This window comes from Streptomyces sp. NPDC085481, from assembly GCF_044541845.1.
GTDB lineage: Bacteria > Actinomycetota > Actinomycetes > Streptomycetales > Streptomycetaceae > Streptomyces.
Window position 1 is genome coordinate 1 of sequence record NZ_JBITTJ010000024.1, and the last position, 26,066, is coordinate 26,066.

Genomic DNA, 26,066 nt, shown 5'->3' on the forward strand with positions numbered 1-26,066 from the left:
TCGACGGAACGCCCGACCTGCTCTGGCGCAGCCTCGACTCCGGCACCATCTACATCCGCCACGGCAAGCCCGGCACCGTCACCGGCAGCGTCGACATCAACTCGCTGAAGACCGCCGCGGCCTCCCGCGAAGGCGTCGACACCTCCTACGGCACCAACTGGACCACCACCAACATCACCGCCGTCATCGGCATCCCGGACGTCAACAACGACCGGATCCCCGACCTCTGGGTCCGCTCCGGCACCGACGGCACGATGAAGGTCTACCACCCGTCCACCACCAACACCGGCGCCGCCGTCAAGACGGTCCTGTCGGTGAACTGGAGCGCCATCAAGTCCTTCGGCTGATCCGCTCCCCGCTCACACCACCGCCCGGCTCTCCGCCGCCGCCTCCAAGGCGACGGAGAGCTGGGCGGTCAGCGTTCCGGCGCTCGGCAGCAGGGAGCCGTTGAAGGCGGCCGAGCCGATGGTGAAGGCGTCCACCCCCGCCTCGGCCAGCTCGCGGATCTGGGCGGCCGTGGTGAGCGAGCCCGCCACGACGAGGCGCCCCGTGGTGGCCGCGCGCGCCGCCCGGACGAGGTCGAGCGGTGCGGCCTCCGTCGCGCGGTGGGCGAGCAGGTCGACGCCCGCGCAGCCGGCCGCCTCGGCGCGGCGGCAGTCGTCGGCGATGCGGGCCGGGGAGCCGGCCAGTCGCGTCGGGTGGCCCTGGGGCTCGCCCGCGAAGGGCAGGTAGCGCACCGGGGTGCCGGCGAGCAGGGCAAGGGTCTCCTCGATCCAGGTGCCGCCCATCAGCCAGTCGACGCCGAGGTCGATCGCGGCCCGTACGGAGTCGAGGGCATGGTCGCGGCCTGTGGAGACGACCTCGAGGTGGCTGGTGGCGCCCAGCTCCCTGATCTGCTCGTGGAGCCGGTGCAGGGTCGCGGGGTCCACGCCGACGTCCTTGAAGCCGATGTGGGTGATGCCGAGGTCCCGGACGGTGTCCAGGACGTGCAGGCAGTCGGTGACGGTCCGGTCGTCACGGGTGAGCATGAAGATGAAGTCCACGAAGGGCCGTCCTCAGGTCGTCTGGGCGAGTTCGTCGGCGTGGTGCAGGGCGGTGAGCAGGCTCGTGTGGTCGGCCGCGCCGGTGCCCGCGAGGTCGAAGGCGGTGCCGTGGTCCACGCTGGTACGGACGAACGGCAGGCCGAGGGTGATGTTGACGCCGTGCTCGAGGCCCAGGTACTTGACGGGGATGAGCCCCTGGTCGTGGTACTGCGCCACGACGGCGTCGAACTCCCCCGCCCGGGCCCGCATGAAGACGGTGTCCGCGGGATGCGGCCCGCTCGCGTCGATGCCCTCGGCGCGGGCCGCGCGTACGGCGGGGGCGATGACGTCGAGGTCCTCGCGGCCGAAGAGGCCGTTCTCGCCCGCGTGCGGGTTGAGACCGGCGACGGCGATCCGGGGCGGACGCTCACCTGCACGGGTGCCGCCGCGCAGGGTCGCGTCGGTGAGCCGGATGATGTCCAGCTCGCGTGCGACGGTGAGCGCGTCGATCGCGCTGCGCAGCGACTGGTGGACGGTGACGAGGACGATCCGCAGCTCGTCGTTGGCCATCATCATGGCGTACCGCTCGGTGCCCGAGAGCTCGGCCAGGATCTCGGTGTGCCCGGGGTACGGCAGGCCTGCGAGCCGCAGCGCCTCCTTGTTGATGGGGGCGGTGGTGATCGCCCGTACCTCCCCGGCGAGGGCGAGTTCGATGCCCCGGCGTACGTACGCGAAGGAGGCCGCGCCCGCGCGGGCGTCGACCGTGCCGAGGGCGAGGTCCGCCGGGAGGGCGGGGCCTTCCGCGAGGACGTCGAGGACGCCGGGGGTGCGCCCGGCGCCGTCGGCGGAGTCGATGGTCCGCACCGTCAGCTCCGTACCGGTGGTGCGGCAGGCCCGGGCCAGGGCGTCGGGGTCGCCGATGACGACGACCGGGGGGCGGCGGCGCGGGTCGGCGCAGGCGCGGACGGTGATCTCGGGGCCGATGCCGTGGGGGTCGCCCATGGTGACGGCGATGGGGCGGCTCGTCGGGTGCGGCGTCTTGCCGGTCATCGGGCCGCTCCGTCCGCGAGGAGGGCGCAGAGGCGGACGAGGGTGCCGTCGTCGCCGAAGCCTCCGGCCTTGATGAGTACGGGGACGCGGGGTGCCCCGGGCCCGTACACGGTGCCGCGGGCGATGCCGGGCTCGGGTTCGTCGTACAGCTCGATGCCGGTGGCGCCGAGCGCGCCGAGGACGGCGGCGGCGGTCTCCCCACCGGTGAGGACGAGTCCGTCGGCGAGCCCCATTCCGGTCAGCTTCCCGGCGTCCGAGGCGAGCCGGTCGACGAGCCCTGCGGGGTCGGCGCCCGGCTCGTCGGGCGTGTGCAGCGCCAGGACGGGGGCCGTGAGGTCTTCGGCGTCGGCGCCGGCCGCACCCGACTGCTCGTAAAGGGCCGCGAGTTGACGCCTGCTGGCGGGGTTGGCACTGCCCACGACCGTCAGGGGGCGTCGCACGGCGGGCAGTTCGGGGAACGCGTCCGCGGGGTCACGGGGGTGCCGGCGCGCCAGAGCGGCGGCGAGGCCCGGGGAGCCGACCCAGAGGACGTCCTCCGGGTGCGACACGGCGGCGACGACGGCGTCCAGTTCGGCGTCGGTGGCCGCCGAGCACACGAACACCCCGCCGGTGTTGATGAGTTCGGACAGGACGCAGAGCTGGCCGGGCTCGACGACGGTGGCCTCCGGCAGGACCCGGGTGAGGTCTGCGGAGCGGACCGGGTGCGCGGGATCGCGGGCGAACTCGCTCTCGTCGACCCGCACCCCGCGCACGTACTGGACGCCGCCGACCGTCGTGCGTCCCTCCGCGGGGAAGGCGGGGGCGACGACCGCGGCGCGGCGGCCCGAGCCGGTGAGGGCGGCCCGGATCTCGGCGGCCACGTGGCCGCGCAGGGTCGAGTCGACCGTCTTGACCAGCAGGTCCGCACGCGCGAAGGTCCCGGCCGCGCACCGCGTCCGGTCGGCCGCCTCGGTCGCGTCGGCGAGGCGGGTGCCGAGGTCGACGGCCGTGACCCCGGCTTCGCGGGCCGGGGCAGCGGCGGGAAGGCCCTCGGGCGGGGCGAAGAGGACCAGGGCACGGTGACCGGACCTCCGGAAGGGTGCGGCGCCGTCGGCGGCGCTGGTGAGGTCGTCGGCGAGGACGACGACGGAGGAGGGCATCGCTGGCCGGCTCCCTAGGGTCGCGGTGAAGCGGATCGGTGACACGATCAACACTGGCGCAGCACGAAGCCGCAGGACAAGCGATTCCTTCTCACCCCACCTGTGACGGGATTTCACACATGAGCCGACCCGACCTGCCCCCGCTGAACACCCTGCTCCCCTTCGAGGCGACCGTGCGCCACGCGAGCATGACCCAGGCGGCCCAGGAGCTCCACGTCACGCACGGGGCGGTCAGCCGCCAGGTGCAGAACCTGGAGAGAGCCCTCGGCACGCCCCTTTTCGAGCGCGGACCGCGCTCCCTGCGCCCCACCCCGCAGGCCCGGCGCCTCGCCGCGGCGGTCCGGGACGCGCTGGACCTGATCGAGGCGGCCGCCCTGGAGGTGTCCGGCCGGGAGCGGGGCGGCCCGCTCGCCCTGTCCTGCGAGCCGACCCTCCTGATGCGCTGGCTCATCCCCCGCCTGCCGGACCTGGCGTCCCGGGTCCCCGGGCTGACCCTGCACCTGTCGGCGGGCGGCGGTCAGGTCGCCTTCGCCCGGGACACGGTGGACGTGGCCCTGCGCCGGGACGACTTCCCGGTGCCCGAGGGGGTGAGCCGGGTGCCGCTCTTCGAGGAGTGGATCGGGCCGGTCTGCCGCCCCGAGCTGGCGGAGACCCTCACGGGTCGTGGCTTCGGGGGCGTCACCCTGCTGCACACCAGCACCCGGCCGGCCGCCTGGGACGACTGGCGCCGGCTGACCGGGCCCACGGCCACCACCGCCACCAGCGCCTCCCAGCAGACCTTCGAGCACTTCTACCTCGCCCTCCAGGCGGCCGTCGCCGGCGTGGGCGTCGCGATCGGCCCGTACGCACTGGTCCGCGACGATCTCGTACGGGGGCAGCTGGCGGCCCCGTACGGGTTCGTCGCGGACGGTACGGGCTACGGGCTGCTCAGCCCGCGCCCGCCGGAGCGCGATGCCCGGATCGCCGCACTCCTGGAGTGGTTGCGGGGCCAGGCGGCGTCCCTGGTCCCACCGGACGGCGCCGGGATCGGTTGAGCGGGACGGTGCGGACGGCCCCGGCGTGGTCGAGGAGGACCGTGGGGGTGATCGGCTGGGGCGCCTACGCGGCCGCCCAGCTCGGCGAGGGACCACCGTCGGCACCACCGGGACCGCGATGGTGAGCGCGCTGCCGCCGGGCAGCGGGATCACCCCTGCCGCGGCGACCACGACCGGGAAGTCCGGTTTCGCCTACTGAGCCGTGTGGATCAGTGGCTCATCGTGAAAGCGCCCGTCCCGGCCGGGGCCGCCCTGGCCAGGACGGGCAGCGAGCTGGCAGGATCGCGCCATGCCCGCCGCACTCTCCCGTACCGCACGCCGCCGTGTCCTCCAGGTCTCGGCGGCGCTCCTGGTGCTGGTCGGGGCCCTGGTGTGGTGGCTGGTTCCTTTCGGCACGAAGCCGCCGAGTGGGCATGTCACCTTCAGCACCGGGGTGCCCACGGGCGTGTACCAGCGGTACGGGGAGCTGCTCCAGCAGGCGCTCGCCCACGACCTCCCGGACGTCTCGATAACGCTGAAGAACAGCGAGGGCTCCCAGCAGAACCTCGCCCGGCTCGCCTCCGGAGAGGCCGACTTCACCGTGGCGACGGCGGACGCCGTGGCCCAGTACCTGCGGGACCGCAAGCCCGGCTTCGAGAAGCTGCGCGGCTGTGCCCGGCTCTACGACGACTACGTCCAGCTGGTCGTGCCCAAGGGCTCGACCGTGCGCTCGGTGGCCGACCTGCGCGGGCTGCGCGTAGGCGTCGGCCAGCCGGGCTCGGGCGTACGGCTGATCGCCGACCGCGTGGTGGCCGCGGCCGGGCTCACCCCGGACGTCGACATCCGGCCCGTCTCGGCCGGCATCGACACCATGCCGGGGCTCCTTGAGCGGCATGAGCTGGACGCGTTCTTCTGGTCGGGCGGTCTGCCCACCACGGCCGTACAGGCCCTGTCCGAGCGGCTGCCGATCCGTCTCGTACCGCTGGACGCCAAGCTGGTGGAGAGCCTGCACGACGTGGGCGACTCCACCCGCCACTACCGCTCGGCGACCATCCCGGCGGACGCGTACTCGCTGGCCCAGGACGGCAACCCGGTGGACACCCTGGCGGTGGCGAACATCCTGGTCACGACCGAGGCCACCGACGCGGACCTGGTCGAGGGCTTCACCCGTACCGTGATCGGGAGCCGGGACCGGATCGGCGGCCAGGTCCACCCGGCGCAGCTGGTGGACCTGCGGACCGCGATCTACACCGAACCGCTTCCGCTCCACGACGGCGCCCGGCGCTATTACCGCTCGCTGAAGCCGTGATCACCGCTCGCCGAAGCCGTGATCACCGCTGGCTGAAGCCCTGACCCTGCTGCCCGTCGCGGCCCGTCCGGGGGTCGTTCCTGGGCACGGTCACCGTCACCTTGAGACCGTGCGGCTCATTGCGGGCGTACGCGATGGTGCCGGCGCCCGCGGCGAGCAGCACCCTGGCGATGGAGAGACCCAGGCCCGATCCCTTGACGTTCTGGTCCCGGTTCGAGCGCCAGAAGCGGTCCCCGACGCGTTCCAGTTCCGCGTCAGTGAGCCCGGGCCCGTGGTCGGCGATCTCGACGCCGACCGTCCGGCCCCCGGGGTCGAGGCGTACGGCGACGGTGACGTCCTCCCCGGCCGGGGTGAACTTCAGTGCGTTGTCGATCACCGCGTCGAGGGCGCTGGAGAGCGCCACCGGGTCGGCCCAGGCGGTGACCGCGGAGGTGTCGGCGGTGATCGTCACGCCCTTCTCCTCGGCGACCGGCCGCCAGGAGGCCACCCGCACGTCGGTGAGCGCGCCGATGTCGGTGAGCCTGAGGTCGGCGGCGGTGTGCTCGGCGAGCGCGAGGCCGAGCAGGTCGTCGAGCACCTGGGCGAGCCGCTTGCCCTCGGTGCGTACGGAGGCGATCTCCTCGTTGCCCTCGGGCAGTTCGAGGGCGAGCAGCTCGATGCGCAGGAGCAGCGCGGCGAGCGGGTTGCGCAGCTGGTGGGAGGCGTCGGCGACGAAGGCCCGCTGCTGTTCGAGCACGTCCTCGACGTTGTCGGCCATCTCGTTGAACGAGCGGGCCAGGCGGCGCAGTTCGGGCGGTCCGCCGGTGGCGGCGACCCGGGACTTCATGCGGCCGGTGGCGATGTCGTGGGTGACGGCGTCGAGGACGCGTACGGGTCGCAGCACCCAGCCGGTGAGCCGGAAGGCCGCGCCGACCGCGAGCAGCATGGCGGCCGCCTCGCCGGCGAAGATCAGCAGCCAGCCGCGCAGGATGCGGGAGCGGAGCTGCCCGGTGGGCGAGTCGGTGACCACGACGGCGACGACGTCCCCGTCCCGTACGACCGGGGAGGCGATGGTGAGCCGGGCGTGGCTCTGCCAGGGCCAGACCTGCGGCGGGTCGTGGCTGCGCCGGCCGAGCAGGGCCTCGTTGAACGCGCGCCTGCCCTCCCCCTCGTACGGTACGACCCAGTCCTCGGGGGCGGCGGCCATGGCACGGTTGTCGCGGTAGAAGATGCCGGCACGGATGCCGTAGACGTCGTGGTAGCTGGCGAGTTCGCCGCTGAGCGTGGTGCGGCGCTCGTCGGGGCCGAAACTGCTCTCGCTGACGAACTGGGCGAGCGCGGCGAACCGGGCCGCGTCGTCGAGCCGGTCGACGACCACCCGCTGCTGCTCGGAGGCGGCCAGGCTCGCGGCGAGCGGGAAGCCGAGGGCGAGCAGGACACCGGCCATCAGGACGATGAGCAGCGGGAGGAGTCGGGTGCGCACGTGCGGTCGGGTCTGCGGTTACGCGGCCGGGGAGACCAGGCGGTAGCCGACGCCCCGCACCGTCTCGATGAGGGCGGGCATGCGCAGCTTGGAGCGCAGGGAGGCGACATGGACCTCCAGGGTGCGCCCGGTGCCCTCCCAGTTGGTGCGCCAGACCTCGCTGATGATCTGCTCGCGGCGGAAGACCACGCCCGGCCGCTGGGCGAGCAGGGCGAGCAGGTCGAACTCCTTGCGGGTGAGGGGCACGGCGTCGCCGTCGACGCTGACCCGGCGGGTGGGCAGCTCGATGGTGACGGTGCCGAGCGTGAGCGTGGTGTCCTCGCCCGTGCCCGCGCCGTCCTCGCCCGCGGAGGTGCGCCGGCTGACCGCGTGGATGCGGGCGAGCAGCTCACCGGTGTCGTAGGGCTTGACCACGTAGTCGTCGGCGCCGAGGTTGAGGCCGTGTATCCGGGACCGCACGTCGGCGCGCGCGGTCACCATGATCACGGGGGTGGTGGTGAGCTTCCGGATGCGGCCGCAGACCTGGTAGCCGTCCTGGTCGGGCAGGCCGAGGTCGAGCAGGATCACTCCGAACGAGGGGCGCTCGCCGTGCGCGGCGGGCAGCACGGCCTGCAGCGCCTCCTCGCCGTTACGGGCGTGGGTGACGGTGAAGCCGTGCCGGGCGAGGATCGCGGAGAGCGCGGCGGCGACGTGGTCGTCATCCTCGACGAGCAGCAGTCTCATGGCCCTCCTCCGCAATCTCTCGTGATCTCTCGTGACATTCGCGCGACGCGCATGACCACCTGTGTACCAGGGCATGAACGCCGATGGTCACGGTCACAGTCAAGTGTCCCCCCGTTACCCCCACGTTTCCGTTATGCACCCGGTACGGCACCGGCCGCCCCGTTCACGCAGTGTGTCCGGTTGCGACCGGATCGTTATCCTCAAACTTCGCTCAGATCTGATGACGGTCCTCGTACCGCGTGCCTAGTGTCCTCCCCAACCGAGCAGGACGGAGCGAGAAGCCGATGAGCGGAGTGTCAGTGACCAAGGGTTCGGAGGACGCCGTACCGGCCACGGACGACCTGGTCGTGCTGTCCGACGTGAACAAGCACTTCGGCGCGCTGCATGTGCTCCAGGACATCGACCTGACGATCGCCCGTGGCGAGGTCGTGGTCGTCATCGGGCCCTCCGGGTCCGGCAAGTCCACGCTGTGCCGCACCATCAACCGCCTGGAGACGATCGACTCCGGCAGCATCACCATCGACGGCAGGCCGCTGCCCCAGGAGGGCAGGGAGCTGGCGCGGCTGCGCTCCGACGTCGGCATGGTCTTCCAGTCCTTCAACCTCTTCGCGCACAAGACGGTGCTCGAGAACGTGATGCTGGGTCAGATCAAGGTCCGCAGGACCGAGAAGAAGGCGGCGGAGGCCAAGGCCCGCGCCCTTCTGGACCGGGTCGGCGTGGGCACCCAGGCGGACAAGTACCCGGCACAGCTCTCCGGCGGCCAGCAGCAGCGCGTGGCCATCGCCCGCGCGCTCGCCATGGATCCGAAGGTCATCCTGTTCGACGAGCCGACCTCGGCGCTCGACCCGGAGATGATCAACGAGGTCCTGGAGGTCATGCAGCAGCTGGCCCGGGACGGCATGACGATGGTGGTCGTCACCCACGAGATGGGCTTCGCCCGCTCCGCCGCGAACCGTGTGGTCTTCATGGCCGACGGGAAGATCGTGGAGCAGGCGACCCCGGACGCGTTCTTCAGCAACCCGCGCAGTGACCGCGCGAAGGACTTCCTGTCGAAGATCCTCCACCACTGAGGGCACGCGCCCGCAACTCCTTAGTCGTCACAGGCGATGTGCTGCACACTGACGATCAACTCACCACGATCCTGAGGGAAGTTCACGATGAAGCTCCGCAAGACCGCGGCCGTGGCCGTTGCCGTGCTCGCGCTGACCGCGACCGCCTGTGGCGGCAAGGAGGGTTCGGCCGGTGACAAGCCCGCCACCAAGCCCGGCGACTCCAGCGCCCCCAAGCTCCCCACGTACACCGTCGCCTCCGGCGTGAGCCTGGACTCACCGACCTTCAAGAAGGCCAAGGAGCGCGGCAAGCTGATCATCGGCTCCAAGGCCGACCAGCCGTACCTCGGCTTCGAGGACCAGGCGACCAAGGAGCGCTCCGGCTTCGACGTCGAGATCGCGAAGATGATCGCGGCCGAGCTCGGCTTCTCCGCCGACAAGATCGAGTGGAAGACGGTCGACTCCAAGCTCCGCGAGACGGCGATCTCCACGGGCCAGGTCGACTACTACGTCGGCACCTACACGATCAACGACAAGCGCAAGGCGCAGGTCGGCTTCGCGGGCCCGTACTACAAGGCCGGCGCCGACCTCCTGGTCCGCAAGGACGAGACCGGCATCACCGGCCCGCAGTCCGTGAAGGGCAAGAAGGTCTGCTCGATCACCGGCTCGACCCCGCTGCAGGAGATCAAGAAGCCGGAGTACGGCGCGGAGACCGTCGAGCTCGGCAAGTACTCCGACTGCGTCCAGCAGCTGCTCACCAAGCAGGTCGACGCCGTCACCACGGACGACTCGATCCTCAAGGGCTACGCGGCCGCCAACTCCGGCAAGCTCAGGGTCGTCGGCAAGCCGTTCACCGAGGAGCCCTACGGCATCGGCATGAGCAAGGAGGACAAGGTCCTCCGCGACAAGGTGAACGACATCCTCGAGAAGTACGAGGGCGACGGCACCTACAAGAAGATCTACGAGGCCACGCTCGGTCTCTCCGGCTCGGCCTACACCGCGCCGCCGGCGGTCGTCCGCTACTGATCGCCGCACCACCTCGCGTGAGCGCCCCGTACGCCTCCGGTGCTACGGGGCGCCCCGCCCCCTGCCCGTAACCTGCCGCTGACTGCCGACGCGGAGTCCTCATGAACGTACTGCTCGACCATTTCCCGGAGTTCCGCGACGGATTCATAGGAACCGTGTCGATCACCGCCGTCAGCTCGGTCATCGCCCTGGTCCTCGGCATCGTCATCGCGGGCTTCCGGGTCTCGCCCGTCCCCCCGCTGCGCTTCTTCGGCACCGCGTGGGTGACGCTGCTGCGCAACACCCCGCTGACGCTGCTCTTCCTGGTCTTCTTCTTCGTCGTCCCGGAGATCCTCTTCCCCGGCATGAGCCCCTTCGTGCTCGGCTCGCTGGCGCTCGGCTTCTACACCTCGTCGTTCGTCTGCGAGGCCGTCCGCTCCGGCATCAGCACCGTGCCGCTGGGCCAGGCCGAGGCCGCCCGCTCGCTCGGCATGAGCTTCGCGCAGACGCTGCGGCTCATCGTGCTGCCGCAGGCCACCAGGACCGTGCTGCCGCCGCTGAGCTCGATCTTCATCGCCCTGACCAAGAACTCGGCCATCGCCGGCGCCTTCAGCGTCACCGAACTCTTCGGCTGGCAGACCCTGATGAGCGAGCAGGGCTACGCCATCGCCCCGGTCTTCCTCTGGGTCGCCGTCGCCTACCTGGTCGTCACCTTCGCCATCAGCGGTGTCTTCCGACTCCTCGAGCGCAACATGGAGGTCGCCCGATGAGCGCCAGCGTTCTCTTCGACGCCCCCGGCCCCAAGGCGAAGGTCCGCAACCGGATCTACGCCGTCCTCGGCTCGGTCGCCATCCTCGCCCTGCTCGCGGTCAGCGTGATGCGGCTGAGCGACAAGGGGCACCTCGCCCCCGAGATGTGGGACATCTTCAACTACGCGGGCATCCGGCAGAACATCGCCGACGCCGTGCTCGCCACCCTGAAGGCCTTCGGCCTCGCCGCCGTCGGCTCGCTGGTCCTCGGTGTGCTGCTCGCCGTCGCGCGGCTCTCCGACCACAAGCCGGTCCGCTGGGCGGCCACCGCGTTCATCGAGGTCTTCCGCTCCCTGCCGCTGCTGATCACGATCTACGCCGTGTGGGTCGGCTTCCTGACCGACTACTCGATGTGGGCGCTGGCGCTCGGCCTGTCCATCTACAACGGCTGCGTCCAGGCCGAGGTGCTGCGCGCCGGCGTCAACGCCGTGCCGCGCGGGCAGCGCGAGGCCGCGTACGCGCTCGGCATGAGCAAGACGCAGGTCATGACGAGCGTCCTGCTGCCGCAGGCCGTCCGGGCCATGCTGCCGACGATCATCAGCCAGCTCGTGGTCACCCTCAAGGACACCTCGCTCGGGTTCGTTATCCTCTACCCCGAGCTGCTCCAGACCGCCCGTCTGATCGCGTCCAACACGCAGGTCAACGGCCAGTACCCGTACGTGTCGACGATCGTGGTCATCGGCACCATCTACATCGCGATGTGCCTCGCGCTCTCGGCGCTCGCCACGTGGATCGAGAAGCGGGGGCGCCGGGCGAAGACCGGCGTCCTGGCCGACGACACGGCGGCCAGGGCCGGGGTGCCGGCCGCCGGCGCCGCCCAGGGCGTTCCTCCCCAGGCCGGCCACCCCGACGCAGACCGCGCCGACGGCCCTGGCATCACGAAGAACTGACGGTATGTGACATCATCCGGGGGCAGTGGCGAGCGCCGCTGCCCCCGTCACTTGACGCACGCACCCGCAGTGGGTTGCATACGTTCTGTGATCAAGCTCCGGGCCCGCGCCACACTCTGCTGTGCTTCCCGCATGACCGAACGGCCTTCAGGAGCCACACCGTGGACCCGGTGATCATCGTGGGCGCGGGGCCCGTCGGCCTCGCGCTCTCCCTCGCCCTGGCCGCCCAGGACGTGCCCAGCGTCGTCCTCGACGAGAGCCCGGGCAAGGAGGAGCCGAGGCCCGCGCGGACCGTCGTCCTGCGCGCCGACACGGCCGCCCTGGTCGAGCGGCTCGGCTGCACCACGCTCCGTGACGAGGGTGTCCGCTGGGTCGGGTGGCGCTCCCTGCGCCGCAGGCAACAGACGCGGCACGTGACACTCGACCTGGGCCTGTCCGGCGACGCCGGCGCGGCGGACGGCACCGACGGCCCCGCCGCCCCGCTGCACATCCCCCAGCACGCCCTGGCGCGCGGTCTGCGCGACGCGATCACACGGCAGAAGCTCGTCAGCCTGGTCACCGACTCCCGAGTCGACACCGTGGAGCAGGACGAGCACGGCGTCAGCGCCCACACCCGCGGTCCCGACGGCACCTGGTGGCGCGGCAGCCACCTCGTCGGCTGCGACGGCGCCCGCTCGACCGTCCGCAAGCTGCTCGGCGTCCGCTTCCCCGGGCGTACGGCGGTGGAGCGGCACGCGGTCGCCGCGCTGCGCACCGAACTTCCCTGGGCGGGCGAGGCCCTGCTGCACCGCCGGCCGCCGTGGCGGGGGGCCGGCGAGGAGATCGCGGCCCGACCGCTGCCGGACGGGGTGTGGCGGATCGACTGGCTGCTGCCGCCGCGCGGCGAGCTGGTCACGCCCGACGCGCTCGTGTCCCGGATCCGCGACACCCTGGCCGGCTGGTGCGAGGGGGCGACCCCGCCGTACGACCTGATCGACACCGGTGTGCACACCGTGCACCACCGGCTCGCCCGGCGCTGGCGGGTGGACCGGGTCTTCCTCGCCGGGGACGCGGCGCACCTGCTGGGCGCGGTCGGCACCCAGGGGGTCGACGAGGGGCTGCGGGACGTCGACAACCTGGCCTGGAAGCTCGCCCACACCTGGCATCACAGGAGCGCCCCGCCCGCCCTGCTCGACAGCTACCAGAGCGAGCGCCGGTCGGCCGTCGCCTCCCGGTTGCGGGCGGCCGACCAGTCGCTGCCCGTGCTGCGCGGCGGCGGGGGCCTGCGCACCTACCTGCCCGGCGGCGGGCGCGGCCACGACGCCCTGCTCACCGACGGCCACCTGGGGCGCGGCCCGCTGGGCGCGCCGCCCGCCTACCCGCACTCCCCGCTGGCGGCGCCGGGCTCCGAGGGCCGCATCCCGGTCGGTACGCCGGACGGCGCGCCGGTCGAGGACGTCCGGGTGACCGCTCCGGACGGCACGACGGTACGGCTCCGGGACCGGCTGGGACAGGGGCGGCTCCTGGTGCTCCTGGTCGCCCCGGGCACCGGGGTGTGGGACCGGCGGCACTGGATGAGCGCGGGAGTGATGCCGCGGCTCGCCGAGGCCGTGGACACGCTGCCGGCGCCGGCCGAGCTCCTCGTGACGGAGGGCTACCCCGGTGCTCCCGCGCACGCCGTCCTGCTGGTGCGCCCGGACGGCCATCTGGCCGCCGCGTTCGCCGGGGTGCGCCCGGAGGAGCTGCACGCGGCGGCGGACGCGGTACGGGGCGGAAGCCCGGCCGTCGAGGACGTTGCCACCGACAGCGACCGCACGGCGGACGTGAATTGACCCTCACAGGCGCGCATGGTCTACTCCGGAACGTGACCGACACCGATGTGCGCCTGTGGCGGAGGGTCCATATGGACCTGGTCCGCTATGCCGGCTGCGTGTGTCGTCCGTCCTGCTGAATTCGCAGCCCTCTACCGCTTCTTCGCGCGCCCGCTCGGTCGTGCGCGCTTTCGCGAACCTCAGGACGGTCATCCGTGCCCACGACGCAGCACTCCCTCACACCCGTTTCCGTCTCGCCCGACGCCTTGGCCGACGACTCCGCCGCCGGATCCCGTGACAGCTCCCGTGGCGTCTCCCGTGACGGCTCTCCCACCGCGGCCGATCTGCTGGACTTCGTCCGGCGTACGGCCGCCGACACCGAACTGATCGCCTCGCTCCCCCTCGACCCCGAAGGCCGCACCTGGGTACGGCTCGACGGCCCGGGCGGAGCCGAGGCCTGGCTCATCGGCTGGCCGCCCGGCACGGGGACCGGCTGGCACGACCACGCCGAGTCGCTCGGCGCCTTCGCCACCGCGCGCGGCGCCCTGCGGGAGAACTCGCTCGCGGTGCGGCTCCCGGCGAGCGGCTGGAAGACCCTGGAGCTGGCCGACGGCGTGGACCGCGGCCGGGAGCTACCGGCCGGCCGGGGCCGTGCCTTCGGCCGGCACCATGTGCACGAGGTGCTCAACGAGTCCACGGCCGAGCACGCGGTCTCGGTGCACGCCTACTACCCTCCGCTGCCGCTGATCCGGCGCTTCAGCCGTTCGGGCGCGGTGCTCCGTCTTGAGCAGGTCGAGCGTCCGGAGGACTGGCAGTGAGCGGCGAGAACGTCGAACGCATCGGAATCGACGAGCTGTTGGAGCGGGTCCGGGCGGGCCTCGACCGGATCGACGCCCGGACGGCGTTCGAGGCGTACGAGACGGGTGACGCGCTCCTTGTCGACACCCGCTACGCGGCCCTGCGCGAGCGGGACGGCCTGGTCCCGGGTGCGCTGGTGGTCGAGCGCAACGAGCTGGAGTGGCGGCTCGACCCGCTGGGCAGCCATCGCGCGCCCGAGGCGGACAGCCACGACCTGCGGATCGTGGTGTTCTGCAACGAGGGCTACGCCTCGTCCCTCGCGGTCGCGTCCCTGCGGCAGCTGGGCCTGCACCGCGCGACGGACCTGATCGGCGGCTTCCAGGCCTGGAAGGAGGCGGGCCTCCCGGTCCTGCCGCCGCCGACAGAGGCGGCAGGGGCGGACGTGGAGGCGGCGGGCTAGCCGTGGAGGCGGCGGGTCAGAGGGTCTCCTCCAGCCCGTCGGTGTCCTCCCCCTCCTGCTCCAGGGCCTGGCGGACCACCCGTAGGGCCATGCCCTCCGGGTAGCCCTTGCGGGCGAGCATCCCGGCGAGTCTGCGCAGCCGCCGGTCGCGTTCGAGGCCGCGGGTGGCGCGCAGCTTGCGCTCGACCAGCTCGCGGGCCCTGGCTTCCTCCTGGTCGGAGTCGAGCCGGTCGACGGCCTCCTGGATGAGCGAGGCGTCGACGCCCTTGGTCCGCAGCTCGCGGGCGAGGGCCCGGCGGGCGAGCCCCCGGCCGTGGTGCCGGGACTCGACCCAGGCCCCGGCGAAGGCGGCGTCGTCGATGAGGCCGACGTCCTCGAAGCGGGACAGGACCTCCTCGGCGACCTCGTCGGGGATCTCCCGCTTGCGCAGGGCGTCGCCGAGCTGCTTGCGGGTGCGGGGGGTCCCGGTGAGCAGGCGCAGGCAGATCGCCCGCGCCCGCTCAGCCGGATCCTGGGACGACAGCTCCTTCTCGGCCCTCGACGAGTCGGGGCTGTCGTCCGGCCATTCGGTGCGGCCGGTCACCGGTTCAGCTCTTGGCCGCAGTGGCCTTGGTCGCCTTGGCGGCCTTGGCCGGTGCCGGAACGGACTTGGCCGCGTCGTCCGCGTCCGCCGCCGTGTCCGGGCCGCTCGCGGCATCCGCACCCGGCTCGGCCGAGGGCTCCTCGGGCCGGACGCCGACGCCCAGCTTCTCCTTGATCTTCTTCTCGATCTCGTTGGCGAGATCGGGGTTGTCCTTCAGGAAGTTGCGGGCGTTCTCCTTGCCCTGGCCCAGCTGGTCGCCCTCGTACGTGTACCAGGCACCGGCCTTGCGGACGAAGCCGTTCTCCACGCCCATGTCGATCAGGCCGCCCTCGCGGCTGATGCCCTGGCCGTAGAGGATGTCGAACTCGGCCTGCTTGAACGGCGGCGCGACCTTGTTCTTGACGACCTTGACGCGGGTGCGGTTGCCGACCGCGTCCGTGCCGTCCTTGAGGGTCTCGATACGGCGGATGTCGAGACGGACGGAGGCGTAGAACTTCAGCGCGCGGCCACCGGTCGTGGTCTCCGGCGAGCCGAACATCACGCCGATCTTCTCGCGGAGCTGGTTGATGAAGATCGCGGTGGTCTTCGACTGGTTGAGCGCGCTGGTGATCTTCCGGAGCGCCTGGCTCATCAGCCGGGCCTGGAGGCCGACGTGCGAGTCGCCCATCTCGCCCTCGATCTCCGCACGCGGGACGAGCGCGGCGACGGAGTCGATGACGATCAGGTCGAGGGCGCCGGAGCGGACCAGCATGTCGACGATCTCGAGCGCCTGCTCGCCGTTGTCCGGCTGGGACAGGATGAGGTTGTCGATGTCGACGCCCAGCTTGCGGGCGTACTCGGGGTCGAGCGCGTGCTCGGCGTCCACGAACGCGACCTGGCCGCCGGCCTTCTGCGCGTTGGCGACCGCGTGCAGGGTGAGGGTCGTCTTGCCGGAGGACTCCGGTCCGTAGATCTCCACGACACGGCCGCGCGGCAGGCCGCCGACACCGAGGGCGACGTCGAGGGCGGTCGACCCGGTCGGGATGACCTCGATCGGCTCCTTCGAGCGCTCGCCCATGCGCATGACGGCACCCTTGCCGAATTGCCGTTCAATCTGTGCGAGCGCGGCGTCGAGCGCCTTCTCGCGGTCGGTTCCTGCCATGGGTTCCACCCGGTTTGCTTGAGTCGATCGCTTCATGTGAAAGACGCTAACCCCTGCCACTGACAATGGGCCCCGACGTCCCGTCCGACCTGTGGATAACTCGGCGACAACCCGGTGGTTCCAAGGCCTGGCCCTTCCATGAGAATGGATGTTCGATTTTGGTGTCAAGCGCACCACGCCGACCCGTGAGAGCGACCCGACAGGGCGGCCGCGCTTCTATCTCCAACCCGCGTTGTTCCTAGAATGGCCTGGTGAACGACATCGACGCGATCGCCATGCTGCAGGATCCCGTGCGGCGCCGCCTGTACGAGTTCGTGGTGGCGCAGGGCCGCGAGGTCGGCCGCAACGAGGCCGCCGAGGCGGCCGGGGTGGCACGCACGCTCGCCGCGCACCACCTGGACAGACTGACCGAGGCGGGGCTCCTGGAGAGCGGCAGCCGCCGCCTGACGGGGCGCTCGGGGCCGGGGGCGGGCCGTCCCGCCAAGGTGTACACCCGGGCGCGGGCCGAGCGGTCGGTGTCGCTGCCCGCCCGCGACTACCGCACCGCCGCCGAGCTGCTCGCCGAGGCCGCCGAACAGGCCGGGCTCGACGCCGGGCTCTGCGCGGCCGCACGCCGCCGGGGCGAGGCCCTGCGCGGCTCGGCGGCTCCCTGCGGCGACCTCGAAGAGGCCATGAGGACACTGGCCGACCGCGGCTACGAACCGCACCTGGAAGCCAACGGGAGCCCCGAGGGGCCCGAGGGCGCGACCGGGTCGGCCGGACCCGTCGTCCGCATGCGCAACTGCCCCTTCCACGCCGTCGCCGAACGCTTCCCACCGCTCGTCTGCGGCATGAACCTCGCACTGCTGGAGGGGCTGCTCGGCACGGACGGCCCCGTCCGCGCCCGCATGGACGCCCGGCCCGGGGAGTGCTGCGTGGTGGTCGAGGCTTCTAAAAACAATGGTGATTGACATAGAAAACCGCGCCGTGCTGGGATGAGGCCATGACCGCATCCGCGCCCGCCGCCCACCTCGCCCAGCTCAACATCGCCACGCTCCTCCACCCCTTCGACGACCCGCGCGTGGCGCCGTTCGTCGAGCTGCTCGATCCGGTCAACGCCGCCGCCGACGGCGCGCCCGGCTTCGTGTGGCGGCTGGTGGAGGAGGGTGCGGCCGACGCCACCGGCCTGCGTCCGGCCGGTGAGGACGTCATCGTCAACCTGTCGGTGTGGGAGACGCAGGAGGCGCTGTGGGACTTCGCCTACCGCAGCGGGCACCTTGAGGTCATGCGACGGCGGCGCGAATGGTTCCAACGGCACGTCGAGGCGCACCTCGTGCTCTGGTGGGTTCCCGCCGGCCACGTCCCGACCGTCGACGAGGCCCTGGAACGACTGGCGGACCTGCGGGCACACGGACCGTCCCCGCGCGCGTTCACCTTCGCCTCCTCCTACAGCGCCGTCGAGGCCGCGCAGCACCTTCAGGCGGACCCGGCGCCGACCGCCTGGTCGTAGCGGAACAGGCCGGTGGGGTCGTACCGGCGCTTGACCTCGACCAGACGGTCGTAGTTGGGGCCGTAGTAAGCGGTCTGCCACTGGCGCAGGTCGGGGTCGGGGAAGTTGACGTACGCCGCCGAGGTCTTCAGGTCGCGGCGCAGGACACGGTGCATGGCGCGGGTCTGGGCGAGCAGGTCCCGGACGGCCTCGGGCGGGGTCGCGGGGTCCCAGTGGGTGCCGATGTCGATGACGAAGGTCGCGTCGCGGTGCGGGTACGCCGTGTCGTGGGCGGCCGGCTCGCCGCTGCTGCCGCCCATCGCGAAGAGCGTGACGTAGCCGGCGTTCCCGGGCGCGCCGGGGCGCCAGGCCCGGACCCATTCGACGATGGACTCGACGATCCCCTGGCCCAGCCAGCGGTTCGGCACCAGGGACTTGGAGGCCGTGGCGCTGCCCGGTCCCGGCCGCTCCATGAGGCGGTCCTGGGCGTCCCAGAAGTGGCGCTGCTCGATGAACCGCTTCGACGGCCCGAGCGCGAGCACCGGGGCAAGCAGCGCGCGCAGCTCGTCCTCCGTACCGAGCCGCTGGCCCAGCAGGGCGATGGCGGCGGGCGTTCCGTCGCCGGGATTCTTGAACCCGATCCGGATGTCGAAGTCGTTGCCGCGGTCGGACCGCAGGATCTCCTGGACCACGTCCATCAGGCGGACCGCCGCCTTCAGGTCGAAGGACAGCTCGAAGACCGTCGCCACCTGGTCGGCCACCGAGGTGGCATCGAAGACGAAGCCGGTGTTGATGCCGAAGTTGCCGCCCGCCCCGCCCCGGCAGGCCCAGAACAGGTCGGGGTTCTCGGCGACCGCCGCCTGGACGAGCGAGCCGTCCGCGAGGACCACCCGCGTCTGGGCGAGCCGGTCACAGGTCAGGCCCCACTTACGGTCGTTGAAGCCCAGGCCGCCGCCGAGGGTGAGGCCCGCGACGCCCACTCCGGGGCAGCGTCCGCCCGGGAAGTAGAGGTTGGCGGCCCTGGCGGCGTAGACGTCCGAGTTGGTGGCGCCGCCACCGAGCACGAGCCGGGTGCCGTGGACCGCTACGCCGTTCATCCGGCGCAGGCTGATGAGCAGGCCGCGGGTCGTGGAGTAACCGGCGTAGTTGTGACCGCCGGAGCGCGGCGCGAAGGGCAGATGGTGCGCCGCCGACCAGCGTACGGAGGCCTGCACATCGGCCTCCGTCGCGCAGGCGACGATGCCGGCCGGCAGGACGCCCGCGTACCGGAGGTTGTCCGGCAGGGCCTCCCGGCGGTAGTCCGCGCTCGTCGGGCGGTACAGCTTCGCCCCCGTGCTCAGGCTGCGGGCGAGGGCGCGCCAGGCCGCGGCATCGGGAGCGGGAGCAGGAGCTGGAGCGGGGACGCCCGGAAAGCCGGCCGCTTCGGCGGCGGTGTGCCCTCCCGCCCAGGTCGTGGTCAGGCCGATCGCGGTCGCCTGGACTCCCCTTCGAAGTACGGTCCGGCGGCTGAGACTCACGGTGCTCCCTTTCCTCGGTGTGCGCCATCGTGTCGGAGCTCACGGCAGGAGGGCCGCCGCGGCGCACCGGGACGTGGCCGGTTCACACCAAGGCATCAGGGCAATCCCTTCTGGCCTGATGCGCCGAGCCGGCGAGCCTTCGGCGCCCCGCCCTACGGCGCGCTGGTGAAGGCGCGCCGGTAGGAACGGGGAGGCACGCCTCGGCGCCGTACGAACTGCTCGCGCAGCACGGCCGCGCTTCCGTAGCCGACCCGGCGGGCGATCTCCTCGACCGGGAGGTCCGTGGTCTCCAGGAGTTCCTCGGCCCTGCTCAGGCGCAGGCCGCGCAGCCAGGCGTGCGGGGTGGTGCCGGTCGCGGCGGTGAAGCGGCGGGCGAAGGTGCGTTTGCTCATGGTGGCGCGGCGGGCCAGTTCCGTGACGGGCAGCGGCTCGTGAAGGTGCTCGCGGGCCCAGCCGAGAACCGCGGCGAGCCGCTCGTCCTCGCCGTCCTGGGGGACGGGCGCGGTCAGGTACTGGGCCTGCCCGCCCTCGCGGTGGGAGGGCAGCACCATGTCCCGGGCGACGGCGTTGGCCAGCGCGGCACCGTGCTCCCGCCGCAGCAGGTGGAGGCACAGGTCGAAGCCCGCGGCGGCTCCAGCGCCCGTGACGATGTTCCCCTCGTCGACGTAGAGCGCGTCGGGTTCGACGGTGACCTCGGGGTGGCGGCCGGCGAGGAGTTCGGCGAACCGCCAGTGCGTGGTCGCCCGCCGGCCGTCGAGCAGTCCGGCGGCGGCGAGCGCGAACGTTCCGACGCAGTGGGCCGCGACCACGGCGCCGCGCTCGTGCGCGGCCCGCAGCGCGTCCAGTACGGCGGGACCCGGAGGGGTACGGAATTCGGCGCCGGGCAGGACGATCAGCAGATCGGCGGCGGCGAGCCGGTCGACGCCGTGCCCGGTGGAGAGCGGCACTCCGCAGTCCGTGGGCACCGGTCCCGGCCGGTCGGCGCACAGGGCGAAGTCGAAGCCGGGCGCCGCCGCTCCGTGGGGACCGAACACCTCGGTGACGATGCCCACGGCGAGCATGCCGACGCCGGGCGGGGCGTACGCGGCGATGGTCTTGAAAGGCGGCACGCCCGCAGTGTGGCACAGATGGCACGAATCCTGCGATGAGAGGCAGCAGTGCCACTCGTGCATCACTGCCGCACCCGGAAGGATCAAAGCCATGACAGACGCACCGCTCGGCCGCAGCGCCGCCTTCAAGGTCCTCACCACCGGCTACGTGGGCTCCACGGGCCCCGGGGTGGCCGCCACCGTCTCGTACGTCTCCGACGCGGGACGCCACGTGATCTTCGACCCGGGCATGGTGGCGAGCCACGACGACATCCTCGGCCCGCTCGCCGAACTGGGCCTCGCCCCCGAGGACATCACCGATGTGGTGCTCAGCCACCACCACCCGGACAACACCATGAACGTGGGCCTCTTCGGCCGTGCCCGGGTGCACGACCACAAGGTGGAGTACCAGGGCGACCAGTGGAAGAACCGGGACGCGGAGGGCTACGAACTCACCCCGTCGCTGCGGCTGATCCTCACCCCTGGCCACAGCGCCGAGGACATCACGCTGCTGGCGGGCACGGACTCGGGCGTGGTGGCCTTCGCCGGCGACCTGTGGTGGCACGCGAACGGCCCGGCGGACGATCCGGTGGCCCCGGACCGCGACGTCCTGCGGGCCTCGCGGCTGCGGGTCCTCGCCGCGGCGGACCTGATCGTGCCCGGGCACGGCGGCCCCTTCGAGGGCGACGACACCACCCCGCTCTAGGCGGTGTCCTCCGGGTCCGACGCGGGACGGGCACGCGTCCCTCAAGACCCGCGGCCCCGGGGATCCGCGTCCATCACAGGGCACCCCTTCCGGCACCGGGTGACGGGCCCGTCCTATCACTGACCGTCGGCCTCGTCCTCCTGCTGCTCCTTCTTGTGGTGCAGCGCCTTCTGGAGGCGGGCGACGACGGCCTGCCCATAGCGCCGGTGACCGTGCACGCGCGGGTCGTCGGTCACGGCGTAACGCTTCACATAGGCGCCCAGGAAGGCCTGGAGCGTGGCGACGGCGGGGATGGCGATCAGCGCGCCGACCGCACCGAGCAGCGCGGTGCCCGCGATCACCGAGCCGAAGGCCACCGCAGGGTGGATGTCCACCGTCTTGGAAGTCAGCTTCGGCTGCAGCATGTAGTTCTCGAACTGCTGGTAGACCACGACGAAGACCAGCACCCACAGCGCGTACCAGGGGTCCACGGTGAAGGCGATCAGCATCGGCAGCGCCCCCGCCAGATAGGTGCCGATGGTCGGGATGAACTGCGAGACGACACCCACCCAGACGGCGAGCGCGGGCGCGTAGGGAATGCCCAGGATCTCGAAGAGCACGAAGTGGGCGACGCCCGAGATCAGCGCCATCAGGCCGCGGGAGTAGAGGTATCCGCCGGTCTTGTCGACGGCGATCTCCCAGGCCCGCAGCACCTCGGTCTGCTTGGCCGGCGGCAGGACGGAGCACAGCGCACGGCGCAGCCGCGGCCCGTCGGCCGCGAAGTAGAACGCGAAGAGGAAGATCGTGAGGAGTTTGAAGAGACCCCCCAGAAGAGTCGCCGAGACGTCGAGGACACCGGCCGCGCTGTTCTGCACGTACTTCCGCAGCCAGTCCGAGCGCACCAGGCTGTCCTGGACCTCGACCCGGGACAGCTCGGTGTGGAAGTGCTGGTTGGTCCAGTTGATCAGCGAGTCGAGGTACTTGGGGAAGTTCTCGACGATGTCGACGATCTGGCCGGCGAGCATCGAGCCGAGCAGCACGACGAAGCCGACGCCGACGACCAGGACGGCCAAGAAGACGATGAAGGTGGCAAGCCCCCGGCGCATCCCGCGCGCCGCCATGCGCCCCACGGCCGGCTCGATGGCGAGGGCCAGGAAGAAGGCGAGCAGGATGTTGACGAGCAGCCCGACGAGTTGGTGGAAGGCCCAGCTGCCGAGCTGGAAGCAGGCGTAGAGGGCGAGGGCGAGCACCAGGGCGCGGGGCAGCCAGCGCGGCATTCTCGCCGCCGGAGCCCCGGGAGCGGCCGGAGGCCCGGAATCGGCGGGCCCCCCGGGCGCGACGGGACCCCCGGGAGCCGTGGGGGCCGCCGTAGGGACGGCCTGCTCGGTGGGCGTCGTCCTACGGGTGTCGTCGGTCTCGTCGTTCGAATCAGTCGGGGCCACCCCGCCAGTCTCGCGCACCGTGCGGACAATCCGGCCCTGAGCCCTCAGATCATCGCTTCTCGGCCGGTACGCCGACGGCCGTGCACACCGCCCGCCACACGTCCTTCGCCTCCCAGCCCGCGTCCAGCGCCTCGTTCACCGTACGACCGCCGAGTTCCGCCATCACGTGGTCCGTGGCGAAGGTCTCCGCAGTGGACGCACCGAAGTGGTCGGCCATCCGTTCCCAGAAAATCGTCAACCGCATGACCCCAGTATCCCGCCCTCAAGGGTGCAGCCCCGGCCGTACCCCTTGTCAGGCGACCTTTCCCGCCTACGGTCGGAACATGGCCGGATATCCCCCAGAGTCACCCGCCCCGCCCGCGCCGCCCGAGTCGCCCCTCGCGCGGGCCGAGCACTTCGTCTGGCTGACCGCCCGCGTCCTCGAACAGCGCCGGTTCGCCTACCACTTCCTGCGCGCCTCCGCCGACCCGGTCGAGACCGCGCTCACCGCGTACCTCAACGAGGACGGCGGCTACGGCCACGCCCTCGAACCCGATCTGCGCGGGCCGGTCAGCCAGCCCCTGCACACCGCGCACGCGCTGCGGGTGCTCGACTCGATCGGCCGCTGCGGCGGGCTGCGGATCGAACGGATCTGCCGCTATCTGACCGAGGTGTCGACGCACGAGGGCGCGCTGCCCGCGATCCACCCCTCGCAGCGCGGCTACCCGGTGGCGCCGTTCGTCCCCGTCGTCGACGCCCCGCCCGGCGCGCTGCTCTCCACCGGACCGGTGGTCGGGCTGCTGCACCGCAACCAGGTCTGGCACGCCTGGCTGTTCCGGGCCACCGAGTTCTGCTGGGCGGCCGTCGAGTCGCTGGAGAAGTCGCATCCGTACGAGGTCGAGGCCGCCGTCGCCTTCCTCGACGGGGTCCCCGACCGGGCCAGGGCCCAGGCGGCCAGCGACCGGCTCGGGCGCATGGTGCGCGAGCAGCGGCTCGCGGTGCTCGACCCCGACCGGCCGGAGGACTTCCCGGTGGCGGACGGCTACGCGCCGGGCGAGTACCACTACCCGTACGACTACGCGCGGGTACCCGACTCGCTGGCCCGCCGCTGGTTCACGGACGAGGAGATGGCCCGCTCCCTCGACCATCTCGCAGCGAGCCAGCAGGAGGACGGCGGCTGGCCGGTCACCTGGCGTCAGTGGGCGCCGGGCTCGGCGCTGGAATGGCGGCCGATCGCGACCGTGGAGGCGCTGCGGACGCTGCGGGCGCACGGGCGCGTGATCGGCTGACACGCCGGAGGCGCATCCGCTGACCCATCGGCGGACGCATCGGCTGACAGATCGGCTGGCACATCACGCGGCGGTCGGCTGACCCGTCACGCGGCGCATCAGCGGACCCGTCACGCGGCGCATCGGCTGACGCGTCACGGGGCGCATCGGCTGACGCGCCTCCCCGGCCGCCCGGGATCCGGCCTCATGGCGCGGGGCCGGTCCCGGGGCGCCAGGGCCTGCCCGAGGGATCCCGAGGGGGGCTCCTCAGCCGCCCAGCGCCCGGACCCCCGCCGTGACGGCGACGGCCGCGCCGACGACCACCAGGAACGGCGCCCGCAGGACCAGGGCGAGGCCCGCGGCGGCCAGCCCGGCGGCCCGGGCGTCGATCGTGAGGGCGCCCCCGGCGCTGAAGGTCTGCTGGGCCGTGAGCGCGGCCAGCAGCGCGACCGGCACGAGGGCGGCGAGGCGCTGGACGAGCGGGCGCTCCAGGGTGTCGGCAGGCACCAGCAGGCCGAGCAGCTTGACCAGGTAGCACCCGGCCGCGGTCAGGGCGATGGCGATCCAGACGTTCATCGGGCGTCCTCCTTGCGGCGGCCCTTGACCCACAGCACGGCGGGCGCGGCGAGGGCGGCGGCCAGCACCGGGACCCCGGCCGGCAGGACCGGGAGCAGCCCGAGGCCGAGCAGGACGGCGAGGGCCGCGGTGGCGCGTTCGGTGGCCGTCTTGAGCATGGGCGCGAGCAGCGCCAGGAACACGGCGGGTCCGGCCGCGTCCAGGCCCCACGCATTGGTGTCGCCGATGGCCTCCGCGCCGAGTGCGCCGAGGAAGGTGGTGACGTTCCAGAGCACGTACAGCGTGAGTCCGGTGACGGTGAATCCGATGCGGGCGGTCCGCCGGTCCGGCTGGGCCAGGGCGACGGCCGTGGTCTCGTCGATCACCCACTGGGCGGCGAACGGCCGGACCAGCCGACGCACCGCGAGCAGCTGGGAGAGCCGCAGCCCGTAGAAGGCGTTGCGGGTGCCGAGGAAGAAGGCCCCGGCGGCGGCCGTGAACGGGTTGCCGCCCGCCGCGAGTGCTCCCACCAGCGCGAACTGCGAGGCGCCGGTGAAGACGAGCAGGCTCAGCGCACAGGTCTGGAGCAGGCTCAGACCCGCTCCGGCGGAGGTCACGCCGAAGGCGAAGCCGGAGAGCCCGACGGCGATGCCGACCCCGAGCGCGTCGCGGACGACGGCGGCGTCGCTCTTGGGGGCGGGTTCGTCGCGTATGACGGGGGGTGCTGTCTGCGCTGTCTGTGCTGTCTGTTCTGCCACGTCGGCGACGTTACGGGGGCGGGGCCGGCCGGTCTTGTACGTTCTTGCGCCCGGCCGCGGAACGCTCCGCCCGCCCCCGCTACCGGGCCCGCTGCCCGGCCCGCGCCCGCTGGTACGCCCCCGGGGGCACTCCCACGCTCCGCGTGAAGTGCCGGTTCAGGTGCGGCTGGTCCGTGAAACCGACGGCGACGGCCGCCTCCGCCGGGGGCGTCCCCGTGTCGAGGAGGCGGCGGGCCCGCCGTACCCGGGCGTCGGTCAGCCAGGTGTGCGGCGGCATGCCGTACGCGGTGCGGAAGGCCCGGAGCAGGGCGAAGGGGCTGGTGCCGAGATCGGCGGCGAGCCGTTCGAGCGTCGGCGGGTCGGCCATCCGCTCCTCCAGGACGGCCCGCGCACGCGCGGCCTCGCGCGCCCCGGCGGCGCGGGGGGCCAGCGGCTTGACCCGGCCGCCGTGGCTGCGCAGCATCCGTGCCGTGACCAGCCGCAGCAGACTGTCGGCGGCGAGCGCGTTGCCTTCCTCGGCGGCGCGGTGCACCCCGATCACGAGCTGGGCTGCGTACGGGTCGTCGACGACGGGCTCGGTGAAGCCGACGTCGCCGCGCAGGGCGATCGTGTCGGCCGCGATGGAGCGGATCAGCTCGGCGTCCGGGTAGATCGTGCGGTAGGTCCACCCCTCGGGCACCCCGGCGTGCCCGGTGTGCGGGGTGTCGGGGTTGACCAGGGCGATCTGGCCCGGCCCGGCCTGGACGAGGTCGCTGCCGTAGTGGAAGGCCTCGACGCCCTCGGTGATCGCGGCGAAGACGAAGCTCTCGTGGGTGTGGCGGGAGAACGACTTGCGGACGTAGTGGGCGTGCAGCAGGTCCACCCCGGGAAGCCCGGCGGGCCGCCAGTAACGCGCCCGCTCACCCTGCGCGACCGCCGCGCCCTCGTCGTGACCGCGTGCGGGGCCCTGGACACGTGCGGACGACACCGCCCCTTCGGCGCGACCGGTCGCCGGGCCCTGGACACGAGCGGGCTCCCGGCCCTGGACACGACCGGGCTCCCGGCCCTGGACACGACCGGCCGC

Annotated in this window: 28 protein-coding genes and 1 pseudogene; 15 read left to right on the forward strand and 14 right to left on the reverse strand. The window is 72.6% G+C overall.

Going from position 1 to position 26,066, the window contains the following annotated elements:
- Window positions 1–347: pseudogene (locus tag ACIGEZ_RS33235) on the forward strand (hypothetical protein); the annotation flags it as partial.
- 12 nt (window positions 348–359) lie between these two features.
- Here the strand turns inward: ACIGEZ_RS33235 and ACIGEZ_RS33240 are convergent.
- From ACIGEZ_RS33240 to ACIGEZ_RS33250, 3 genes are read right to left on the reverse strand one after another with little or no spacing between them, the layout of a single operon-like run.
- Complete coding sequence (locus ACIGEZ_RS33240; RefSeq protein WP_399838835.1) at window positions 360–1,043, reverse strand: HisA/HisF-related TIM barrel protein; 684 nt, start codon at window positions 1,041–1,043, stop codon at window positions 360–362.
- Window positions 1,044–1,055: 12 nt separating this feature from the next.
- Window positions 1,056–2,072 (reverse strand): 4-hydroxythreonine-4-phosphate dehydrogenase PdxA, encoded by a 1,017-nt coding sequence (gene pdxA, locus ACIGEZ_RS33245; RefSeq protein ID WP_399838838.1) that lies wholly within the window; start codon window positions 2,070–2,072, stop codon window positions 1,056–1,058.
- Window positions 2,069–3,211, reverse strand: coding sequence for a four-carbon acid sugar kinase family protein (locus ACIGEZ_RS33250; RefSeq protein ID WP_399838839.1), 1,143 nt, complete (start codon window positions 3,209–3,211; stop codon window positions 2,069–2,071). The genes pdxA and ACIGEZ_RS33250 overlap by 4 nt, the downstream gene beginning before the upstream one ends.
- A 119-nt stretch (window positions 3,212–3,330) precedes the next feature.
- Here ACIGEZ_RS33250 and ACIGEZ_RS33255 point away from each other — a divergent pair, with 119 nt between their 5' ends.
- Together ACIGEZ_RS33255 and ACIGEZ_RS33260 are read left to right on the forward strand one after the other, a co-directional pair.
- The gene (locus ACIGEZ_RS33255; RefSeq protein ID WP_399838842.1) at window positions 3,331–4,245 is read left to right on the forward strand and encodes a LysR substrate-binding domain-containing protein; all 915 of its coding nucleotides are present in this window, start codon (window positions 3,331–3,333) and stop codon (window positions 4,243–4,245) included.
- 289 nt (window positions 4,246–4,534) lie between these two features.
- Window positions 4,535–5,533 (forward strand): TAXI family TRAP transporter solute-binding subunit, encoded by a 999-nt coding sequence (locus tag ACIGEZ_RS33260; RefSeq protein ID WP_399838844.1) that lies wholly within the window; start codon window positions 4,535–4,537, stop codon window positions 5,531–5,533.
- Between the two features lie 22 nt (window positions 5,534–5,555).
- Here ACIGEZ_RS33260 and ACIGEZ_RS33265 read toward each other — a convergent pair whose 3' ends face one another.
- Both ACIGEZ_RS33265 and ACIGEZ_RS33270 read right to left on the reverse strand, forming a co-directional pair.
- Window positions 5,556–6,995 carry an ATP-binding protein gene (locus ACIGEZ_RS33265; RefSeq protein ID WP_399838847.1) on the reverse strand — a complete coding sequence of 480 codons (1,440 nt, stop codon included), beginning with the start codon at window positions 6,993–6,995 and terminating at the stop codon, window positions 5,556–5,558.
- Between the two features lie 18 nt (window positions 6,996–7,013).
- Window positions 7,014–7,718, reverse strand: a complete 705-nt coding sequence (locus ACIGEZ_RS33270; protein WP_399838849.1) for a response regulator transcription factor — start codon at window positions 7,716–7,718, stop codon at window positions 7,014–7,016.
- A 284-nt stretch (window positions 7,719–8,002) separates the two neighbouring features.
- Here ACIGEZ_RS33270 and ACIGEZ_RS33275 point away from each other — a divergent pair, with 284 nt between their 5' ends.
- From ACIGEZ_RS33275 to ACIGEZ_RS33310, 8 genes are all read left to right on the forward strand, one after another.
- On the forward strand, window positions 8,003–8,788 hold the full coding sequence (locus ACIGEZ_RS33275) for an amino acid ABC transporter ATP-binding protein (protein WP_399838851.1): 786 nt from the start codon (window positions 8,003–8,005) through the stop codon (window positions 8,786–8,788).
- An 87-nt stretch (window positions 8,789–8,875) separates the two neighbouring features.
- On the forward strand, window positions 8,876–9,793 hold the full coding sequence (locus tag ACIGEZ_RS33280) for a glutamate ABC transporter substrate-binding protein (protein WP_399838853.1): 918 nt from the start codon (window positions 8,876–8,878) through the stop codon (window positions 9,791–9,793).
- A 101-nt stretch (window positions 9,794–9,894) separates the two neighbouring features.
- Window positions 9,895–10,542: an amino acid ABC transporter permease gene (locus ACIGEZ_RS33285; protein WP_399838856.1), complete on the forward strand. Its 648-nt coding sequence runs from the start codon at window positions 9,895–9,897 to the stop codon at window positions 10,540–10,542.
- Window positions 10,539–11,471 carry an amino acid ABC transporter permease gene (locus ACIGEZ_RS33290; protein WP_399838858.1) on the forward strand — a complete coding sequence of 311 codons (933 nt, stop codon included), beginning with the start codon at window positions 10,539–10,541 and terminating at the stop codon, window positions 11,469–11,471. Before ACIGEZ_RS33285 ends, ACIGEZ_RS33290 begins: the two co-directional genes overlap by 4 nt.
- Before the next feature lie 161 nt (window positions 11,472–11,632).
- Window positions 11,633–13,282 carry an FAD-dependent monooxygenase gene (locus ACIGEZ_RS33295; protein WP_399838861.1) on the forward strand — a complete coding sequence of 550 codons (1,650 nt, stop codon included), beginning with the start codon at window positions 11,633–11,635 and terminating at the stop codon, window positions 13,280–13,282.
- A gap of 47 nt (window positions 13,283–13,329) precedes the next feature.
- Window positions 13,330–13,401 (forward strand): putative leader peptide, encoded by a 72-nt coding sequence (locus tag ACIGEZ_RS33300; RefSeq protein WP_309544753.1) that lies wholly within the window; start codon window positions 13,330–13,332, stop codon window positions 13,399–13,401.
- 126 nt (window positions 13,402–13,527) lie between these two features.
- Window positions 13,528–14,079: a cysteine dioxygenase gene (locus ACIGEZ_RS33305; RefSeq protein WP_399838928.1), complete on the forward strand. Its 552-nt coding sequence runs from the start codon at window positions 13,528–13,530 to the stop codon at window positions 14,077–14,079.
- Window positions 14,076–14,519: a rhodanese-like domain-containing protein gene (locus ACIGEZ_RS33310; protein ID WP_399838863.1), complete on the forward strand. Its 444-nt coding sequence runs from the start codon at window positions 14,076–14,078 to the stop codon at window positions 14,517–14,519. The genes ACIGEZ_RS33305 and ACIGEZ_RS33310 overlap by 4 nt, the downstream gene beginning before the upstream one ends.
- Before the next feature lie 16 nt (window positions 14,520–14,535).
- Here the strand turns inward: ACIGEZ_RS33310 and recX are convergent, their stop codons facing one another.
- Both recX and recA read right to left on the reverse strand, forming a co-directional pair.
- A complete protein-coding gene (gene recX / locus ACIGEZ_RS33315; RefSeq protein WP_399838865.1) occupies window positions 14,536–15,216 on the reverse strand; it encodes a recombination regulator RecX in 681 nt (226 codons plus the stop codon).
- A complete protein-coding gene (gene recA, locus ACIGEZ_RS33320; RefSeq protein ID WP_399838868.1) occupies window positions 15,107–16,243 on the reverse strand; it encodes a recombinase RecA in 1,137 nt (378 codons plus the stop codon). The genes recX and recA overlap by 110 nt, the downstream gene beginning before the upstream one ends.
- Window positions 16,244–16,494: 251 nt before the next feature.
- Here recA and ACIGEZ_RS33325 point away from each other — a divergent pair, with 251 nt between their 5' ends.
- Window positions 16,495–17,193, forward strand: a complete 699-nt coding sequence (locus tag ACIGEZ_RS33325; RefSeq protein ID WP_399838870.1) for a helix-turn-helix transcriptional regulator — start codon at window positions 16,495–16,497, stop codon at window positions 17,191–17,193.
- Window positions 17,194–17,225: 32 nt separating this feature from the next.
- Window positions 17,226–17,732: a DUF3291 domain-containing protein gene (locus tag ACIGEZ_RS33330; protein WP_399838873.1), complete on the forward strand. Its 507-nt coding sequence runs from the start codon at window positions 17,226–17,228 to the stop codon at window positions 17,730–17,732.
- Here ACIGEZ_RS33330 and ACIGEZ_RS33335 read toward each other — a convergent pair.
- Together ACIGEZ_RS33335 and ACIGEZ_RS33340 are read right to left on the reverse strand one after the other, a co-directional pair.
- Window positions 17,699–19,228 carry an FAD-binding oxidoreductase gene (locus ACIGEZ_RS33335; protein WP_399838875.1) on the reverse strand — a complete coding sequence of 510 codons (1,530 nt, stop codon included), beginning with the start codon at window positions 19,226–19,228 and terminating at the stop codon, window positions 17,699–17,701. The genes ACIGEZ_RS33330 and ACIGEZ_RS33335 overlap by 34 nt on opposite strands.
- A 152-nt stretch (window positions 19,229–19,380) precedes the next feature.
- A complete protein-coding gene (locus ACIGEZ_RS33340) occupies window positions 19,381–20,289 on the reverse strand; it encodes a GlxA family transcriptional regulator (RefSeq protein WP_399838930.1) in 909 nt (302 codons plus the stop codon).
- A gap of 139 nt (window positions 20,290–20,428) precedes the next feature.
- Here ACIGEZ_RS33340 and ACIGEZ_RS33345 point away from each other — a divergent pair, with 139 nt between their 5' ends.
- A complete protein-coding gene (locus ACIGEZ_RS33345) occupies window positions 20,429–21,022 on the forward strand; it encodes an MBL fold metallo-hydrolase (RefSeq protein ID WP_399838878.1) in 594 nt (197 codons plus the stop codon).
- 116 nt (window positions 21,023–21,138) lie between these two features.
- Here ACIGEZ_RS33345 and ACIGEZ_RS33350 read toward each other — a convergent pair whose 3' ends face one another.
- Both ACIGEZ_RS33350 and ACIGEZ_RS33355 read right to left on the reverse strand, forming a co-directional pair.
- Window positions 21,139–22,278, reverse strand: coding sequence for an AI-2E family transporter (locus ACIGEZ_RS33350; protein WP_399838881.1), 1,140 nt, complete (start codon window positions 22,276–22,278; stop codon window positions 21,139–21,141).
- Between the two features lie 214 nt (window positions 22,279–22,492).
- Complete coding sequence (locus ACIGEZ_RS33355) at window positions 22,493–22,687, reverse strand: DUF3046 domain-containing protein (protein ID WP_399838884.1); 195 nt, start codon at window positions 22,685–22,687, stop codon at window positions 22,493–22,495.
- Between the two features lie 79 nt (window positions 22,688–22,766).
- Between ACIGEZ_RS33355 and ACIGEZ_RS33360 the strand changes: the two genes are divergently transcribed.
- On the forward strand, window positions 22,767–23,711 hold the full coding sequence (locus tag ACIGEZ_RS33360) for a hypothetical protein (protein ID WP_399838887.1): 945 nt from the start codon (window positions 22,767–22,769) through the stop codon (window positions 23,709–23,711).
- A gap of 246 nt (window positions 23,712–23,957) precedes the next feature.
- Here the strand turns inward: ACIGEZ_RS33360 and ACIGEZ_RS33365 are convergent, their stop codons facing one another.
- The 3 genes from ACIGEZ_RS33365 to ACIGEZ_RS33375 all read right to left on the reverse strand — a co-directional run bounded on the left by ACIGEZ_RS33365 (window position 23,958) and on the right by ACIGEZ_RS33375 (window position 25,970).
- Window positions 23,958–24,266: an AzlD domain-containing protein gene (locus ACIGEZ_RS33365; RefSeq protein WP_399838889.1), complete on the reverse strand. Its 309-nt coding sequence runs from the start codon at window positions 24,264–24,266 to the stop codon at window positions 23,958–23,960.
- On the reverse strand, window positions 24,263–24,958 hold the full coding sequence (locus ACIGEZ_RS33370; RefSeq protein WP_399838932.1) for an AzlC family ABC transporter permease: 696 nt from the start codon (window positions 24,956–24,958) through the stop codon (window positions 24,263–24,265). The genes ACIGEZ_RS33365 and ACIGEZ_RS33370 overlap by 4 nt, the downstream gene beginning before the upstream one ends.
- Window positions 24,959–25,082: 124 nt before the next feature.
- On the reverse strand, window positions 25,083–25,970 hold the full coding sequence (locus ACIGEZ_RS33375) for an AraC family transcriptional regulator (RefSeq protein ID WP_399838892.1): 888 nt from the start codon (window positions 25,968–25,970) through the stop codon (window positions 25,083–25,085).
- Between the last annotated feature and the right edge of the window lie 96 nt (window positions 25,971–26,066).